Below are 15,945 nucleotides of genomic sequence, written 5' to 3'. Positions count from 1 at the left end.
TTGTTGCGATGCAACCCAAATGTGGACCCAGGTTACGAACTTGTTAAGTCCATTGTTAAGTCCGCTAGGCCGGAGTGTCAATCAGCAATGCGCTGTTAACACCTGGTTCCCTGAGATTTATGTGAGACTTAGCACTAGTTCGAATGCACTATAACATTCAGCGCAGGTCAATCGCCAATGTTAGCCGCGACGCAAAAAAGGGTAGCGATTATACGGGGTTTCACGGGGGCCCGGGATACCGCGGGAGCGTGGAATTTCACTGATGCCGTGAGCGCTTCGACGCGATTTTCCGATCTGAAAAAAATATTTCTGCATCGCATGAGACGTTTTGCAAAAAAGCGTCAAACTTCGCTGCCGGCGCCCCACCGACCAGTGTTATAACGCCGCCTGGCGGCAGTTTGCGGGCTCGATCAAGCGAGATCATGGAATCACCCGCAGAATCAGCGCCGTCCGACCGCGGGATCAAAACCTGGCGCGATGCCGATCAGACACCCTGATGTAACAAATTAACACCAGATTTGCCGCAATATGTTAGCGACGCCGCCTTGGAACCGGCGGGACGATGCCCGATCGCGCGCAGAGCTCCGACCTGCGGCGATCATCCACCGGCGGCGCGCGCGTAGATAGCCTCGAGCAGCCGGCAGTTCTCGTCCGGCGCGTAGCGCTCGAGATAGGCGGCTCGTGCGGCCCGTCCCCATGCGGCGGTCAGTTCGGCGGCGCCGAGAACCTCACTGATCCGCTTTCGGAGCGCGGCCGCGTCGCCCGGCGGCACCAGCGCGCCGGTCTTGCCGTCGCTCACCACCTCGGCAAGTCCGCCGATCTCGGAGGCGACGACAGGCGTGCCGCGCGCGAAGGCCTCGACCACGACCATCGGAAATCCTTCGTACCATAGCGACGGTACCACCAATGCCCTCGCATTCGCCATTTCCCGCAGCACCTCATCGCGCGAGAGCCCGCCCAGGAAGGTGACATGATCGGGCGCCCGAGCCTCCAACGCAGCACGCTCCGGTCCCTCACCCACGACGCGCAAGGGCACACCGGTCCCCGCAACGGCCTCGAGCAGCACGCCGACGCCTTTCTCGCGGCTCAGCCGTCCAACATAGAGCAGCCCGCTGCGCGGCGCCGCCGGATCGGGCGCCCCCGGATCGGCCATGAAGTTCGGCTTCACGTCGATCCGGTCCGCGTCGAAGCCGGCCTGCGTGAACAGGGTTTTGGCAAACTGCGTCAGCGCGATCAGGCGCAGGCCAGGACGCGTCCAGGTGCCACGGCGCTGATGCCGCGCGATCATGTAGGCCGAGGCGATCGAGCCCGGAAGCGATCCGCGGTAGCAGCGGTGCACGACGCCCCAGAGATGTCCGCGGTCCAGACACTTGTGGCAAATGCGGCCATCGCGCAGCAGCATGCCGCCGGTGCAGATGCTGCGATAATTGTGCAGCGTCACCACCGCGGGTACGCATTTTTGCCGACAGAGATCGAATATCGCGGGCGACAGCAGCGGGAAGAAATTGTGGACGTGGACGACGTCAGGGCGAAAGCGATCGATCGCCTCAGCCACAACCCGCTTTCCCTCCGGATTATCGGCGATCGACAACGTGGTCGTGATGCGCGCGGCGAGCGAATTGATCGCCGCGTTGCTGACCGTGAGCGTTTCAACGCTGTGTCCAGCGGCGCGCAGCAGGTCGACTTCCGCTTCAAACACGACGTCCTCGCCGCCGCGTCCCTGATACCTGTTGTGAGCGACCAGGATCTTCATGATCCGGCCGGGTCTGAAAACCAGCGCAGCTCGGTCACCAGGCTTTGGCCGCCCGCGAGCGTACCGGAGCCGATCAAGGTCGTCGCCGGCACTTTGAGATCGAAGGACGGCGAATACCAGCCGGCCGGCATGGCCTCGTCGCCCCGATACGCAATCCAGCTGAGGGCCGCCGGCAGATCGAGCTCGCCGCGCCCGCCCGGCCATGCGAGCTGCGCCCTGTGCCCTTCGAGCCTGCATTCGACGTCGGGACCGAGATGCCAGCTGAGGCTCGCCGGCACCGCAAGCTCTTCATCAGCAAGCACGACATCGGTGACGACGAGCCGCGCCATCCGGCGCTGCAATTGCGCCGAGCGGCGATGCACGACACCTGCTTCGTCGCGATATCCCGAATGCTCCGCGACCCAGCTCGCATCCGCATCGCGATCGTCCAGGCCGCTTGCTGCGACAAGCCGGCTCTGCGCATGCCGTGTCCAGAGAAACGGCCCGCCCGACACCGACTGGTCGCGCGCGAACAGGCAGAGCGTGTTGTGCGCCAGCGTGGAGCGGAAGTAGGCCCGCCATCGCGGGTCGCCATGGTAGCAATAGGTGCCGGGGTCGGCGAAGATCTCGACACCGCCGATCCTGCATTCGAGCGACAGCGCGTCCGCATGGGCGTGGGCGGCAATGCGGCCGAAGCCATGGGGGCCGTGGTCACAACGGCACCACACCGCGCGCTCAGAATCGATCAGAAAGGTCTGTCCCGCCCCCTCAAGCAAATGCGGGCGGCGCTTGGGCCGCCCGGCGATCGCACGGGCCCCGATGCCGTCGGTGAGCACAAAGCTACGCAGATCGGGCTCCGGCGATTTGGGCCACCATGGCAGAGCGCCGAACAAGCGCGCGCCGCTGCTAAGCAAGCCGAGCCAGCGATTGCCGGCGTGATCGTCGAGCAGCAGGCCGATGCCGTCGTCGCCATCGCCCTGCCGCGACGGATGACCGCGATCGTCCAGCATCGCGGCAATGACGTCGCTCATGCGGCACATCGTAGTCCAGACCGCATCGCCAAGCGGATGTCCGGACGACTCGCCCTGCACTGCCGCCGCCAGCAGCAGTTCGAGAACAAAGCCATGATAGTCGGTCGCGAGCTCGCTGTTGCTGCCGCAGGCAAGCGTCTGCGCAACGGCTTCGTGTGCCAGCGTGGCGGCCGATTGCTCGCGCCATCGCGCACTGTCCTGGAAGAACGGAAACACGCAAGCCGCCACGAACTGCCCGGCAGCCTCCGCGATGAGGTGGTTGTTGGCCGAGGAGCCACGGCTTGGGAACTGCGACAGCCAGTATTGGTGTGCATAGAGCTGCGTCAGGAACAGATCGTTGTCCTCGAACAGCGCAGCAGCACCAGGCCAGGTCTGCAGCAGCTGGCGCACCCAGGCCCACGAGATCAGCCGCACGCCAAGCTCGATGCCGCTGATCCAGTGCGGGCCGCGCGGGAACGGATTTTCGCGCCACCAGCTCATCAGATGCTCGGCCGCGCGCCTGGCATAGCGCTCGTCGGAGGTCAGGTAGTACGCGGCCGCGAGCACCGTGAGATGGTGGTGACGCGAAGGCTCCCAGATGTATTTGATGTTTCCGACCGCGGTTTCGTCACGATAGGGAACCGCGAATGCGTGCACACCGGCCGGCGCCCGCTTGCCGCTTTTGATATCGACGAACCAGTCAGGCCGTTCGCCGAGCGCCCCGTGATCCCTGGCGAAAATCCGCCAGTGCCCGGCGAGAATCCGGTCGGCGCTGTGGATCACCCGTTCGGCGGCCTGTCCCGGGGCGTGGGCTGGCAAAGGCAGCGGCTTCAGGCGCGGCTGCCGCGGGCCGGCAGCGAGCCTGGCGCCTGCACGCCGTGCGATGTCGGGCGGAGTGATCCGCCAGAGCAAATGCAGCACCTGGTCGTTCACCCGTCCCGCAAGCTCCGACGGCTCCATGCGCCGCAGCCTGCGCAGATACCAGGCCGGATTCATCTCACGCCGTCGAGGCGCGAGCGACGCCCTGCTCTGCTGTGTCGGCCGTCAGATCGATCGGCATCCCGGCGGCCGCGCTTTCCTGGACGGCAAGCGTTGCGCGCGTGATCGCCAGCAGCGAATCGAGCGCGATCGGCATCGCAGCTCCCGATGCGACCGCCGCGATGAAGGCATCCAGCATCGGCCGCTGGCCCTTGTCGAGCCGCGCTGTCTTCGCCGTGTGCTGTCCGGCGTGCCAGACCTCGAAGCGCGAGAAATTGTCGAAGGCGGCAAAACCCGTGCTTGCCGATATCTCGAGCGCTTCCTTCGGCACCCGCGGATCGCCGCCGGTGAGATAGCTGAGGCTTGCGACCGAACCGTCGGCAAAATCGAAGGTGGCGACGAGATTGTCGACGTCCTTGCCTGCCGTGCTCGCGGAGACACGCACCGGCTCGGCGCCGACCCACCAGCACAACACGTCGATGAAATGGCCGCCCTCGCCGACGAAGCGGCTGCCTTCGCTCTCGGCCTGCAGATACCAAGACGATTTCTCCAGCGGCCCGGCGATGACGCGATATTGCAGGGTCTGCGGTCCTGCCGGCGCGAACGCCGCGCGCATGCCCTGCAGCAGCGACGAAAAGCGGCGGTTGAAGCCGACCATCAGCCGGTTGTTGCCGGTTTCCCGGATCACCTGCTCCAATCGATCGAGCGAGTTTGTATCGATCGCCAAGGGCTTTTCGACAAACACGGCCTTGCCGGCGCGCAGCGCCTGCGTCGCGAGGTCGGCATGGGAGGCATGGCGCGTTGCGATCAGCACGGCGTCGATGTCGTCGGCGCCAAGCACCGAGGCCGCGTCCGTCGAGGCACGCGCGAAGCCGAATTTGCGGACCGCCGTGGCGCCGCTGAGGCCAGTATTGGTGGCGACCTCGACAAGATCGACGCGCGGGCTGCTCGCAAGCTGCGGCAACAGCATGCTGGAGGCATAGTTGCCGGCGCCGATGACGCCGAGCCGCACCCGGCCGCTGCGCAGGGCAACCGCCGGACGATAGATCATCTGCATCGCGCGGAGAGCGGCGTGCGGATAGGCGAACACCATGCCGAGACCGACCTCGCCGCGGCTCATGCGCTCGAACGCCGACGTCGCCTGCTCCAGCGGCACCGTTTCGGAAATCAGCGAGGAAAAATCGAGCCGCCCGTCGGCGAGCAGCGCGACGATCGCTTCCATATTGCGCTTCTCGGTCCAGCGCACATGACCGATCGGATAGTCGATGCCGCCCTCCTCATAGAGCGGATCGTAGCGGCCGGGGCCGTAGGAGCGCGAGAAGCGCACATCGAGCTCCTTGTCGTAGAATTCGTTCCACGGCAGGTTCAGCGTGCATTTGCCGATATCGACAATGCGCCCGCGGTCGCGCAGCAGCGCCGCCGAACGCGATGCGAGATCGGGATCGTCGCTGCTCGCGGTGATGAACACGCAATCGACGCCGTTGCCTGCGGTCAGCTGGTCGATCCGGGCGCGGAATTCCGCCGCGGCATCATCCGATGCGACGGCGCAGACCGCGGCGCCCGCAGCCTCCGCCTGGCGGCATCGCGCCTCCAGCCGGTCGAGCCCGGCGACCACGACACCGGCGCTGCGCAGCAGCCGCACCATGATCTGGCCGATCAGGCCAAGCCCGATCACGCAGGCGGTCTCGCCGAAACGGATCTCCGACTGGCGCATCGCCTGCAGGGCGATCGAGGCGATCGTGGTGAATGCGGCCTGGTCTAGCGCAGCGCTGTCCGGCAGCGGCACGCAGAGGTTCACCGGTACCCAATTATATTCGGCGTGGGTTGCATATTGATTGCCGCCGCAGCAGACGCGCTGTCCGACCGAGAAGCCGCCGACGCCCTCGCCCACTTCCACGACGGTGCCTGACAGCGAGTAGCCGAGCGGCGTGTAGGAATCGAGGCGGTTCATCACCTTCTGATAGGTCGCAGCCAACCCCTGCTGACGGACCGAGCGCATCACCTTGGCAACCTGGTCAGGTCGCGCGCGCGCCTTGCCGAGCAGCGACAGGCGGCCTTCGGTGAACTTCATCATCTCGGTGCCGGTCGACACCGCCGAGAACGCCGTGCGCACCAAAACCCCGCCGGGACGGCAGCGCGGCGCCGGCACATCGATCAGCTTGAGCTCGCCGCTCTTATAGTTTTGCGCGATCTGCTTCACAGTCGGTCAATCGCCTCAAGTTAACAGCGCTCCTTGTATCGCGCCCAACGCCCGCAATGAAGCTAAGAACATCGTCATAATTATCTTATTGCCGGAGACTTAACATTGTTATCATTCCAGCAATAGGACCGGTTTTGGCGAGATCTCGACTTCGCCGTTGGCGACAGGCCCTTCGCCGCCGTCGAGGCCCTCGTAAAGGCTAAAACGCGGGTCGGCCCGATAAACGGACCGGCCTTTGGTGGTCCAGAGGATCAAGCCGTTACGGCCATCCGGCATGCGAAGCTCGACGCGCCAGGTCGTCGGCGACGTCCTGCCTGCTGCCACGACGCTTGCACCGACCAGCCAGGACTGGATCGTGCGGTAGGCAATTCCGCTCGGCAGCAGCCCGCGCGCCGGGTCCCATAATTTTCCAAAGTCGCTGCCGCCTCCGGCAAACTCGTACCAATAGAACCGGTCGACGCCGCTGATCCATTTCAGGATGTAGGCGCGTGCGAGACACCCGTCCGGATTGTCCTCATAGGACGACCAGCCGGCCTCGGTGTCCCAGATCGGCCTCGCGGACAGGTCGTGCGCGGCAAGGATTTTCTTGAAGCGCGCAATGATTCCAATCACCGCCTCGGGCTCGCTCGTATAGCCGTGAAAGGCGAACACATCGGCATATTGTCCGCCGCCTTGCGCCATGAAGGCCTGTTGCCAGCGATATCCGTCCGGCGTGCCGTTGGACGGCGGTGTCAGCACGGTCAGGGTGGGATCGCTGGCTTTGATGATCTCGTAGGCCCGCTTCTGCAGCTGGACCATGGTCGCGATGTTGCCCGAGTAATATTTGGGATCCTCGGGCTCGTTCCAGATTTCCCAGTATTTGATGCGGCCGGCGGCGCGCGCCACGGCCGCGCGCACCCAGTCATCCCATGACGCCAGGTCGGCCGGCGGTGAGCTTGCGCCGGGCGTGAACGCCGGCGGCGCATCCTTCACCGACGCGGCCCAGCGCGGCGTATAGGCGAGATTGAGAACGATCTCGACGTGCTCGCGCTCCGCCGCGGCAAGGATGGCGTCGAAGCGCGCCCAATTGTAGATGCCGGGCGCCGGATTGATCTGCGCCCAGTAGATCGCACCCCACAGCCGAACGCCGTCGAATTTGAGCTCGGGCCAGGGCTGCGACTTTGGCGGTGACTGCCCGATCGCGTTGATCGTCATGCCGAAAAGCGTCGGAGGGATCACCGCGTTCACGCGGCTCGCAGTCAGCGCATTGTTTGACGTCGAACTATTCCACTGCAGCGGCCATTTGTAGGCCAGCGGCAGCAGCGCGCTCAAAACCAGCGCAATCAATGCCCTTTGGCCCAAATCCCTCACTCTGCCTGCCATGTCCCTGTCTCGTCGCCGTCACATCGGTGCCGGGATTGCATAGTGGAAGCCGCGCATGTTAATGCCGATGTTAGTCGGATTGTGATGTTGTTAGGTCAATGGTATAGATCATCTCAGATGTCGAGAGCTGAACCATCACCGCGGCGGATCCTGATCATCGTCGAGAACCTTCCGGTTCCTTTCGATCGCAGGGTGTGGTGCGAAGCAACGTCGCTGCGCAAGGCGGGCTATGAAGTTTCCGTGATCTGCCCGAAGGGGCGCGGCCATGACGAATCCTACGAATGCCTCGAGGGCATTCACATTTATCGCCATCCGATGCCGGTGGAAGCGCGTGGGATCGCCGCCTACCTGATCGAATATCCGGTCGCGCTGTTCTGGGAGACGCTGCTCGCGATCAAGGTGGCGTGGAAGCACGGCTTCGACGTGATCCAGGGCTGCAATCCGCCCGACCTGATCTTCCTGATCGGCCTGTTGTTCAAGCTCGGCGGCAAGCGCTTCGTGTTCGATCATCACGACGTCAATCCCGAGCTCTACGAAGCAAAATTCGGCCGCAGGGACTTCTTCTGGCAGCTGCTGCGGCTGGTCGAATATCTCACCTTCAAGACGGCGAGCATCTCGGTCGCGACCAACGAATCCTACCGCGAGATCGCGATCACGCGCGGCGGCATGCCGGCCAACCGGGTTTTCGTGGTGCGATCCGGCCCCAATCTCGACCGGGTGCGCTCGCGGCCGGCCGATCCGGCCTGGCGCCGTGGCCGGCGCTACAGCGTCGGCTATGTCGGCGTGATCGGCCAGTCGGAAGGCATTGATCTCTTGCTGCAGTCGATCGGCCACATCGTGCACGATCTCGGCCGCACCGACATCCAGTTCAACATCGCCGGCACCGGGCCGGAGTGGAATGCGGTGGTCAAGCTCTGCGAGGAGATGCAGCTCTCCGACTACGTGAACTTCACCGGCGCCATCGCGGATGAGGCGCTGTTCACGATGCTCTCGACCGCTGACGTCTGCGTCAATCCGGACCGCGTCACGCCGATGAACGACATCTCCACCATGAACAAGATCATGGAGTACATGGCGCTCGGACGGCCGATCGTTCAGTTCGACGTTCGCGAAGGCCGCCGCTCGGCGCTCGACGCCTCGCTCTATGCTGCGAAGAACGACCCGAAGGATTTCGCCAGCAAGATCATCGCGTTGATCGACGATCCGTCATTGCGGCAGACGATGGGGGCATTTGGCCGCAACCGCGTCGAGCGGGCGCTGTCGTGGACGCATGAGGAGCCGAAGCTGCTCGCGGCCTATGAGGCGTTGTTCGCCGGGAAGGTCCCCGCGCAAAGCCGTGCACCGCGCGCGCATGCCCCCGCCGAGCGGCCGACCTCGCAACCTTCCAGCGCGAACGCAGCCGCCGGGCGGGCATCGTCTTGAACGCGCAGCCGCCTCACTCACGTCAAACGCGATGCGGCCGCGGCCACGCGCACGTCCTGGATTGTTGAAGGTCGAAGCATGAACGTCAGCATTTTCGGCCTCGGCTATGTCGGAACGGTTTGCGCCGCCTGCTTCACCGAGCTCGGCCACCAGATCATCGGCGTCGACAAGAGCGTTGCGAAGGTCGACCTGATCCGCGGAGGTAGATCGCCGGTCGTCGAGCCGGGCATCTCGGACAAGGTGGCGCGCGCGGTGGCAACCGGTCAGCTGACCGCGACCACCGATGCCACCGAAGCGATCGTCAACAGCGACATATCGATGGTCTGCGTCGGCACGCCCTCGTCCGGCAACGGCAACCTCGACCTGACCGCGATCCGACAGGTCGCAATCGAGATCGGCCGCGGACTGCGCGCCAAGAACGCGCCGCACACCGTGACGATCCGCTCCACCGTGCTGCCTGGCACCACCCGCGGCACCGTCGGCCCCCTGATCGAGGAAGCCTCCGGCAACAGGATCGGACGCGATTTCGACCTTGCCTTCAATCCCGAGTTCCTGCGCGAGGGCAGCGCCATTGCGGATTTCAACGCGCCGTCCAAGACCGTGGTTGGCGCTTTCAACCAGGAAACCGCCGACCGCGTCATGGCGCTCTACAAGGATCTGCCCGGCGCCAAGATCACGCCGCCGGTCGAGACCGCGGAACTGGTAAAATATGTCGACAACAGCTGGCATGCGCTCAAGGTCAGCTTTGCCAACGAGATCGGCACCATCGCGAAGACGCTCGGCATCGACGGCCGCGACGTCATGAACATCTTCATGCAGGACACGAGGCTCAACATCTCGCCGGCCTATTTGCGGCCGGGCTTTGCGTTCGGCGGCTCGTGCCTGCCCAAGGACGTCAAGGCGCTGAAACACCTTGCGCACAGCCGCGGACTGTCGACGCCGGTGCTTGAGAGCATCCTGCCGAGCAATGACATGATCATGTCGCGCGGCGCCGACTGGATCCTGTCGCATGAGGGCCGCCGCATTGCATTTCTCGGCATCAGCTTCAAGGCCGGCACCGACGACGTCCGCGACAGTCCCTTCGTGAGGCTGGTGAAGAGCCTGCGCGGTCAGCGGCGCGACATCCGGATCTACGACCCCAATGTGCAGCTGTCGCAACTGATCGGCGCCAACCGGGATTTCCTGATGCGCAATCCGGAGCTGGTCGGCCTGTTGAACGACGACGTGACGGCAACCATCGAATGGGCCGACATTATCGTGCTGACGACGGCCGATCCGCGCTTCGTTGCGGCGCTGACGGCGACCCGTCCCGACCAGGTCGTGCTCGAACTGTCGGAGATCGGATTGCCCGAACAGGTGCGCGCCAAAGTGAGCGGCTTCCACTGGTAGGGAATATCATGGCCACCATGGGCCAGACCCGCGAGCGACCCGAAATCCGCTTTCACGACGAGATTTCGTCGGGGTGGGAGATGCTGCATCAGAGCCGCACCTTCAAGGCACGGACGGCCGCGATGTTCGGCCTGCTCGGGAACGCGGACCTCAACGGACAGCGCTGGCTCGACGCCGGTTGCGGCACCGGAACGCTGTCCCGCCTGCTCGCCGCACGCGGCTGCGACGTCACCGGCGTCGACGCATCATCGGAGATGATTGCGGCGGCTCGCGGCCACAGCGCCGACGGCACGCTCGCCGGGCGGCTCACATTCCAGCAGATCCCGACCATCGCAAGCCTGCCGTTTCCCGATCGATCCTTCGACGGCGCGCTGTGCGCGAGCGTGCTGGAATATGTTCCCGACGTGGCGCAGTGCCTCGCCGAGATGCATCGCGTGCTCATGCCCGGGGGGCGGTTGCTGCTCTCGATCCCCAACCGCGGATCGCTGCTGCGACGGAGCTACAAGCTCGCGCATGCGGCCTCTTCACGCGTGTCGGCGCGGCCGCTGTTTCGCTATCTCGCATTCTCCAGATTCGACACCTCGCCGGCGGCCATGCAGGGTCTGCTCCGACAACATGGCCTCACGATGCTGGGGAGCAGCTTTGCCGGCTCCCCGCTGCCGCCGGCACTCGATCGCCAGCCCGCAGTGGGCACGCTGATCAACATCCTGGCCCGGCGCGACGACTGACGTGCAGGCGGATAGCTGTCTCACGCCTTGATCGCCATCAGCGATTTGGTCATGCCGAGATAGCGTTCGCGATAGATCTTCGCGTCCGGAAACGTTTCGGTCATCTCGCGCCAGTCGAACAGATGCCAGTCGGGCGCGGTGCGCTTGAACCAGAAGCGATTGAACCGCTCGATCAGCGCGATCTGCAGCCGCCTCGGCAGCAGGACGATGATGCCCGGCAGCCAGGTATGGCTTTCGATCGGAAAGTACCGGTACGGCGTCTGCACGTAGAAGGACTTTGCGACCCGCGAGATCTCGCCCGCAAAACGGTTCTGATGCTCGCGCGCGATGCTCTGAAACGCCGCTCCGTCCTCGATCGTGACGACATCCTGCTTCGGCCCGGTGACATGCTCGATCACCGACGAGCAGAAGCAGAAGTCGAACGCCTGATCGTCGAACGGCAAGCGCTCGGTCTCCCGCAGCAGGACCGTCTTGAAGCCGAAGCGCTCGCGCGCGGCCTTGAGATCGTCGGTCGAGATGTCGCAGACCGTGATGTCGGTATGGCGCGGCAGGATCGCGCGAATGTGCCGGCCGGTGCCGCCGCCAAGATCGAGGATTTTCGCATCGAGCGGCAGGTTCACGGTGCGGACGAGGAATTCGCCGCGCCGCTGGCGCGCTGCATTGGAAAATCGGGCTTGAATCGCACCCAGCAAGGTCACTCTCCTGCTACCGGTCGGTTCGCTCTAGCACGGCATGCGCGATCCCTCACGCTACGATGCATCGATTTTCCTGTCGCGCTCACTTGATGGCCTCGAAGAAGATCGACTCGTCCGGCCGGTTGTCGAGCCGGTCGATGTCGGGACAGACGCCCTCGCGATAGGCACGGGTGTGGGTTTGCGAACAGCCGGCGTCGCGGAACAGCGCGGCGAGCGAGGCGCGGGTAAAGCCCCAGTGATGCGCGAAGGCGGCCTCCTTGCGGCGATCGATCTCGAATACGCCCTTGAGGAAAGCCTGCGGCGCCGCCGGATCGTAGAGCGCGACGATCCGGTCCATGTCGGGGACGACGATGCGACATACCCCGCCAGGCGCCAGCACCCGCGCGATCTCGCGCGCCAGCCGCTCGATCTCGTCGGGAAACAGGTGCTCGAAGACGTGCGCGCTGAACACCGCCGAGAGGCTGCCGTCCGTGAACGGCAGCGGCCTGGTCAGGTTCATGTGGCGGAGCCCGGCAAACTTGCCCTGGCGATGCTCGGCATAGCGGGCATCGCTGAGGAGGCCAGCGAGATGCAGCGCTTTCGCCGCGAACGGAATCCGCGCGATCCACAGGTGCATCGTGATGTCGGTATTGATCCAGCCCGCGATGCCGCAATTGAAGGCGCCGATGTGCAGCTTTTCGAGCGAGCCGCCGCGCGCGTCGTCGGTCATGTCCGCTCCCGCGCCGAATTGGTCAGCACAACCGTGATCACCGACGCCGCGCTGGAGGCCACCATCGCCGCGACCGCGCCCATCACCTGCCAGGCCTCGGCCGCGAACGGCAGGACGCAGCACAGCGCGACGAGGCCGGCAATCCGGCTCAGCATGAATCGCTGCGGCTTGCCGGTCGCAAACAGCGGCAGCGCGAGGCCCAGCCACACCGCGTCGAGCGCCATCGCAGCTCCCATCAAGGCGAGGCTGCCGGTGCCGATCTCATAGCTCTGTCCGTGAATGACAAGCGCGAGAATGCGCTGGCCGAACAGCACGACCACCGCGCCATAGGCGGCGGCGATCGAACCGAGCAGCAGGGCATTTTCGCGCGCGGCCGCGGCGACTGCGCTGCGCCGGCCGGCGCGCAGTTCGGCCGCGATTTCCGGCAGACGAACCGAGAACATCGTCGCGCAGAACTGGCTGAGGGGTGCGAACACCAAGAGCAGGATCCGCAGCGACGCGCTCGCGTCCAGCCCGATCAGAAAGCCGCACACCGGGATCAGCCCGATGCTGCCGATCCAGTAGGTGAGCGAGGTCGCGACGAACCAGCGCCCGTTCCGAAACAGCCGCCGCAGCGAGCCGCGGAAGATTCTGGCTTGCGGCCAGGCCAGCTCGCTGGTGTGGGCCAGCAGCAAGCTGCCGGCGAACGCGGCCGAGATCGCGATACACGCCATCGCCGCAGCGGGGCCGGTGAGCTTGAGTGCGATCATCAGCCCGGCCGAGACGACCAGCGCCACGCAATAGGTCAGCGAGGACGCCAGCGCGCGCGGCAGTCTGCCGTCGAGATAGCAGATCCGGCGGAGCATGCTCTGCAGGCGAACCGCCGGGATCGCAAGCCCGGTTGCGATCACGAGCCCGCCGGCCTCCCCGCCGACGGCTGCGATCACAAGGCCCGCACTCACCAGCAGCAGGCCGAGCGCACCCGAGACGAGCAGCGACGACAGATAGAGGCCGAGCCGCAGCTGCGGCCATAGCGATTTCGGGATGCGGTGCGCAGTCGCCGGCAAGCCGTCGTCGAACAGGCCGCGCAGAAACACCGCCTCGATCAGGATCGAGAGCGACCAGGCGACGCTGAACCTGCCGAAGGAATTGATATCGAGCACATTGGCGAGCACGATCGTCAGCACGAAGGCTGAGCCGCTCAGCAGCGCCTGATCGATCAGGCCGAGCGCGACATTGCCCCCGGCACGCCGCAGCCGGCGGAGCAATCCGCTCACGGCACCGGCGACCCGGGTCTGAGCCGCCACCCGGTCCAGCCTGTCGGTCAACGCACTCACGCCTCACTCACCCGCAATCTGTTGAAAGTCCGCCGCGGCGCCATTTGCAGCCTGGCCTCCGGGCCGAAATAGCACCAGAACACCAGCACGCAGCCGAAATAGTTGTGCAGCAGCTGGCTGGAGTCATTGGCCGACGCGATCACGACGAACAGCAGCATCGCGAATGGTGCCAGCCAGTACATCCCTGTCCGCTCGAACGCAAAGACGATCGTGTTCCACAACGCGCGCGCCAGCAGCAGCATATAGAGCGCACCGCCGAGCAGGCCGAACTGGAGAAAGGCGTCGAGATAGGAGTTCTCGAACGAGCCGAACTCGGTGTTCCACGGAGCCATGCTCGTCAACTCGTTCACCGGCGAGTTCGGCAGTTCGTTGAAGAATCCCGAAAACCCATAGCCGAGCCAGGGGTGCTGCCAGAAGAAGTGCGGCCAGACCGACCAGAGGAACGAGCGGCCGGTCAGGTTTCCGCTGCGGCCGACCAGCCCATACAACTCGTCGCTCGGCAGGGCGAACACGACGAGCGCAACAAGAGCAAGGCCAAGCCAGTAGATCGAGGCAGCCCCCCTGTGCCCGAGCACCACGAGCACGAGCCCGAAGGTCACGGCAAGCGCCGTCAACATGCTGATCAGCGGACCTGCGGCGCCGGCCGCGGCGAGCGCAAACAGATGACATCCCATCAGCAGCAGCGTCCAGCCGAACTGGCGCCGCGGTCCTGCCAGCATGCGCACGAAGCAGATCAGCACCATGAGACCGAAGAAAGCGCCCGCGAGGTTCTTGTGGCCGAACACGCCGGCATAGGCCTGGGTTCCGAGCACCGTCGGCCGGTGCAGCGGGTCGTAATCCCATTGCGAGCCGATCACCGGAAACAGCAGGACGTGAACGATCAGCACCACGATCCCGATCCGGAACAGCGTATCGACGAGGCGATCGACCGGGCAGCTGATCACGACCCATGCCGAGAACATCGTGGTCAGGACATACATCGCGAACTTGATCGACGAGCCGGCGGGGTCGGCGCTCAGCGCCAGTGATACCAGAGCGAAGGCGATGAACGTCAGATAGAGATGCGACTGCAGCATCAGCAGGCCGAAGCGATTCCGATCGATCGCAATGTGCAGCATCAAGAGGATGTAGAGCAGCAGCCATGCGCCGCGGAACAGCGTGGATTCCCCGGCCCTTTCCGCGAACGAGATGCCCTCGATGAAATTGAACAGGAAATAGATGCAGCCGAGCACCATGACCAGATAGGCGTGCAGAAAGAGATCGGTTCGCAGCCACCATCTGCCGATCATTGCACGGCCTCCTGCCGGGCCGGTGCCCTCAAGAGATGATCGACCGCGGCCGTGAAGCGCGCCGCGGCGTCGGCAAGCGCGTCGCGTCGCACGCTCTGCCGGGCCTGTCGCGACATCGCCTCCCAGCGCGCGGGATGTTCGAGCAAGCCGCGCGCCGCCTCCACCCAAATCTGTTCATCGAGCGCGCAAACATAGCCGTTATCCTGGTCACGGACCAACTCGCCGCCTGCCCCGACATGGGGCGACACCAGGCAGGGAACACCGCACTGCAGGGCCTCGTTGCACACCAGGCCCCACGGTTCCAGCAATGAGGGCAGCAGCAGCAGCCGCGACTGCAGAAAAGCGTCCGATATCGCCTGCCACGGCAGGTAGCTGTCATGGCAGACGTCGATGCCGGCACCGCCGAGCCGCGCCAGCATGCGCCGTTCGGCGGCGCCGGACCCGACCACACGCACCTTCAGCCCTGGCAGGATCCCACCAAGCGCAATCGCGACGTTCTCGAAGAAGATGGCGTTCTTGGCGTCGTCATTGAGGCGGGCGCACCAGAGCAGATGAAATGGACGGTCGTCCAATGCCGGCACGACCGCCGGCGGATCCCATGCCGGCACCAACGGCACCACGAACAGATCGTCGGCGCGCACGCCTTCGCCGCGGAAATACGCCCTGCCCTTGTCGCTGCAACACACCACCGCGCCGCACTGGCGCAGCAGCCAGGGCCGCGCCAGACGGTGATAGGCGGTGTTGGGCATGGTCTCGCGCCAGCCGTCGATCGTCAGCGCGAGCGCCTTGCCGTTGGCGCGCGCCCATGCCGCGCCGGCCAACATCGAGGGGTAGAGACCGTTGACGAACAGCAGGTCGGGCGCGAGCGCATTCAAGGCGCGCCCGATCCCGATATTGACATGGGTGTGACGCGACCGCGACAGCGGGATCGATACACCCGGCACCGTGCGCGTGACGTAGCGCGGCGTGAACGAGCCGGCCCACGAGCGATCGGCCTCCTGCGGTGTACAGGACAGCACGGCAAGATCCAGCCCTCGGCTGGCCAGCTCGTTGTAGAGACGGTTGGTGTACGGTGTGATCATGTTGTTGAAGACGACCACGCGCGGCGCCATGGT

General features: G+C 65.0%; 12 protein-coding genes. 3 read left to right on the top strand and 9 right to left on the bottom strand.

The window, feature by feature from the left end:
- Positions 1-598: 598 nt before the first annotated feature.
- The 4 genes from QA639_RS16190 to QA639_RS16175 all read right to left on the bottom strand — a co-directional run bounded on the left by QA639_RS16190 (position 599) and on the right by QA639_RS16175 (position 7,282).
- Entirely contained in the window at positions 599-1,753 is a 1,155-nt protein-coding gene (locus tag QA639_RS16190; protein ID WP_157347359.1) for a glycosyltransferase, read from the bottom strand.
- Positions 1,750-3,738, bottom strand: a complete 1,989-nt coding sequence (locus tag QA639_RS16185; protein WP_157347361.1) for a heparinase II/III family protein — start codon at positions 3,736-3,738, stop codon at positions 1,750-1,752. Before QA639_RS16185 ends, QA639_RS16190 begins: the two co-directional genes overlap by 4 nt.
- 1 nt (position 3,739) lies before the next feature.
- A complete protein-coding gene (locus QA639_RS16180) occupies positions 3,740-5,920 on the bottom strand; it encodes a bi-domain-containing oxidoreductase (RefSeq protein ID WP_283090216.1) in 2,181 nt (726 codons plus the stop codon).
- A gap of 111 nt (positions 5,921-6,031) precedes the next feature.
- Complete coding sequence (locus QA639_RS16175; protein WP_244978716.1) at positions 6,032-7,282, bottom strand: glycosyl hydrolase; 1,251 nt, start codon at positions 7,280-7,282, stop codon at positions 6,032-6,034.
- A gap of 117 nt (positions 7,283-7,399) precedes the next feature.
- Between QA639_RS16175 and QA639_RS16170 the strand changes: the two genes are divergently transcribed.
- The 3 genes from QA639_RS16170 to QA639_RS16160 all read left to right on the top strand — a co-directional run bounded on the left by QA639_RS16170 (position 7,400) and on the right by QA639_RS16160 (position 10,821).
- On the top strand, positions 7,400-8,704 hold the full coding sequence (locus QA639_RS16170; protein WP_157347362.1) for a glycosyltransferase family 4 protein: 1,305 nt from the start codon (positions 7,400-7,402) through the stop codon (positions 8,702-8,704).
- Between the two features lie 78 nt (positions 8,705-8,782).
- Positions 8,783-10,093, top strand: coding sequence for a nucleotide sugar dehydrogenase (locus QA639_RS16165; RefSeq protein WP_157347364.1), 1,311 nt, complete (start codon positions 8,783-8,785; stop codon positions 10,091-10,093).
- Positions 10,094-10,101: 8 nt separating this feature from the next.
- The gene (locus tag QA639_RS16160; RefSeq protein ID WP_050387067.1) at positions 10,102-10,821 is read left to right on the top strand and encodes a class I SAM-dependent methyltransferase; all 720 of its coding nucleotides are present in this window, start codon (positions 10,102-10,104) and stop codon (positions 10,819-10,821) included.
- Positions 10,822-10,841: 20 nt separating this feature from the next.
- Here QA639_RS16160 and QA639_RS16155 read toward each other — a convergent pair whose 3' ends face one another.
- The 5 genes from QA639_RS16155 to QA639_RS16135 all read right to left on the bottom strand — a co-directional run bounded on the left by QA639_RS16155 (position 10,842) and on the right by QA639_RS16135 (position 15,942).
- On the bottom strand, positions 10,842-11,519 hold the full coding sequence (locus QA639_RS16155; RefSeq protein ID WP_283090215.1) for a class I SAM-dependent methyltransferase: 678 nt from the start codon (positions 11,517-11,519) through the stop codon (positions 10,842-10,844).
- 79 nt (positions 11,520-11,598) lie between these two features.
- Positions 11,599-12,225, bottom strand: coding sequence for a class I SAM-dependent methyltransferase (locus tag QA639_RS16150; RefSeq protein ID WP_157347366.1), 627 nt, complete (start codon positions 12,223-12,225; stop codon positions 11,599-11,601).
- Positions 12,222-13,541: an MATE family efflux transporter gene (locus QA639_RS16145; protein WP_283090214.1), complete on the bottom strand. Its 1,320-nt coding sequence runs from the start codon at positions 13,539-13,541 to the stop codon at positions 12,222-12,224. The genes QA639_RS16150 and QA639_RS16145 overlap by 4 nt, the downstream gene beginning before the upstream one ends.
- Positions 13,538-14,830, bottom strand: a complete 1,293-nt coding sequence (locus QA639_RS16140) for an O-antigen ligase family protein (RefSeq protein WP_050387069.1) — start codon at positions 14,828-14,830, stop codon at positions 13,538-13,540. Before QA639_RS16140 ends, QA639_RS16145 begins: the two co-directional genes overlap by 4 nt.
- Positions 14,827-15,942 (bottom strand): glycosyltransferase family 4 protein, encoded by a 1,116-nt coding sequence (locus QA639_RS16135; protein ID WP_283090213.1) that lies wholly within the window; start codon positions 15,940-15,942, stop codon positions 14,827-14,829. Before QA639_RS16135 ends, QA639_RS16140 begins: the two co-directional genes overlap by 4 nt.
- Between the last annotated feature and the right edge of the window lie 3 nt (positions 15,943-15,945).

Origin of the sequence: Bradyrhizobium pachyrhizi (genome assembly GCF_029714545.1) — a bacterium.
Lineage (GTDB): Bacteria > Pseudomonadota > Alphaproteobacteria > Rhizobiales > Xanthobacteraceae > Bradyrhizobium > Bradyrhizobium pachyrhizi.
The sequence above is the reverse complement of the archived record's forward strand: the minus strand, read 5'-3'. Positions and strand labels throughout refer to the sequence as shown.

Coding starts and splice junctions, on each gene's coding strand:
- QA639_RS16190 (WP_157347359.1), bottom strand. CDS start 1,753: ATGAAGATCCTGGTCGCTCACAACAGGTATCAGGGACGCGGCGGCGAG.
- QA639_RS16185 (WP_157347361.1), bottom strand. CDS start 3,738: ATGAATCCGGCCTGGTATCTGCGCAGGCTGCGGCGCATGGAGCCGTCG.
- QA639_RS16175 (WP_244978716.1), bottom strand. CDS start 7,282: ATGGCAGGCAGAGTGAGGGATTTGGGCCAAAGGGCATTGATTGCGCTG.
- QA639_RS16170 (WP_157347362.1), top strand. CDS start 7,400: ATGTCGAGAGCTGAACCATCACCGCGGCGGATCCTGATCATCGTCGAG.
- QA639_RS16165 (WP_157347364.1), top strand. CDS start 8,783: ATGAACGTCAGCATTTTCGGCCTCGGCTATGTCGGAACGGTTTGCGCC.
- QA639_RS16160 (WP_050387067.1), top strand. CDS start 10,102: ATGGCCACCATGGGCCAGACCCGCGAGCGACCCGAAATCCGCTTTCAC.
- QA639_RS16150 (WP_157347366.1), bottom strand. CDS start 12,225: ATGACCGACGACGCGCGCGGCGGCTCGCTCGAAAAGCTGCACATCGGC.
- QA639_RS16140 (WP_050387069.1), bottom strand. CDS start 14,830: ATGATCGGCAGATGGTGGCTGCGAACCGATCTCTTTCTGCACGCCTAT.
- QA639_RS16135 (WP_283090213.1), bottom strand. CDS start 15,942: ATGGCGCCGCGCGTGGTCGTCTTCAACAACATGATCACACCGTACACC.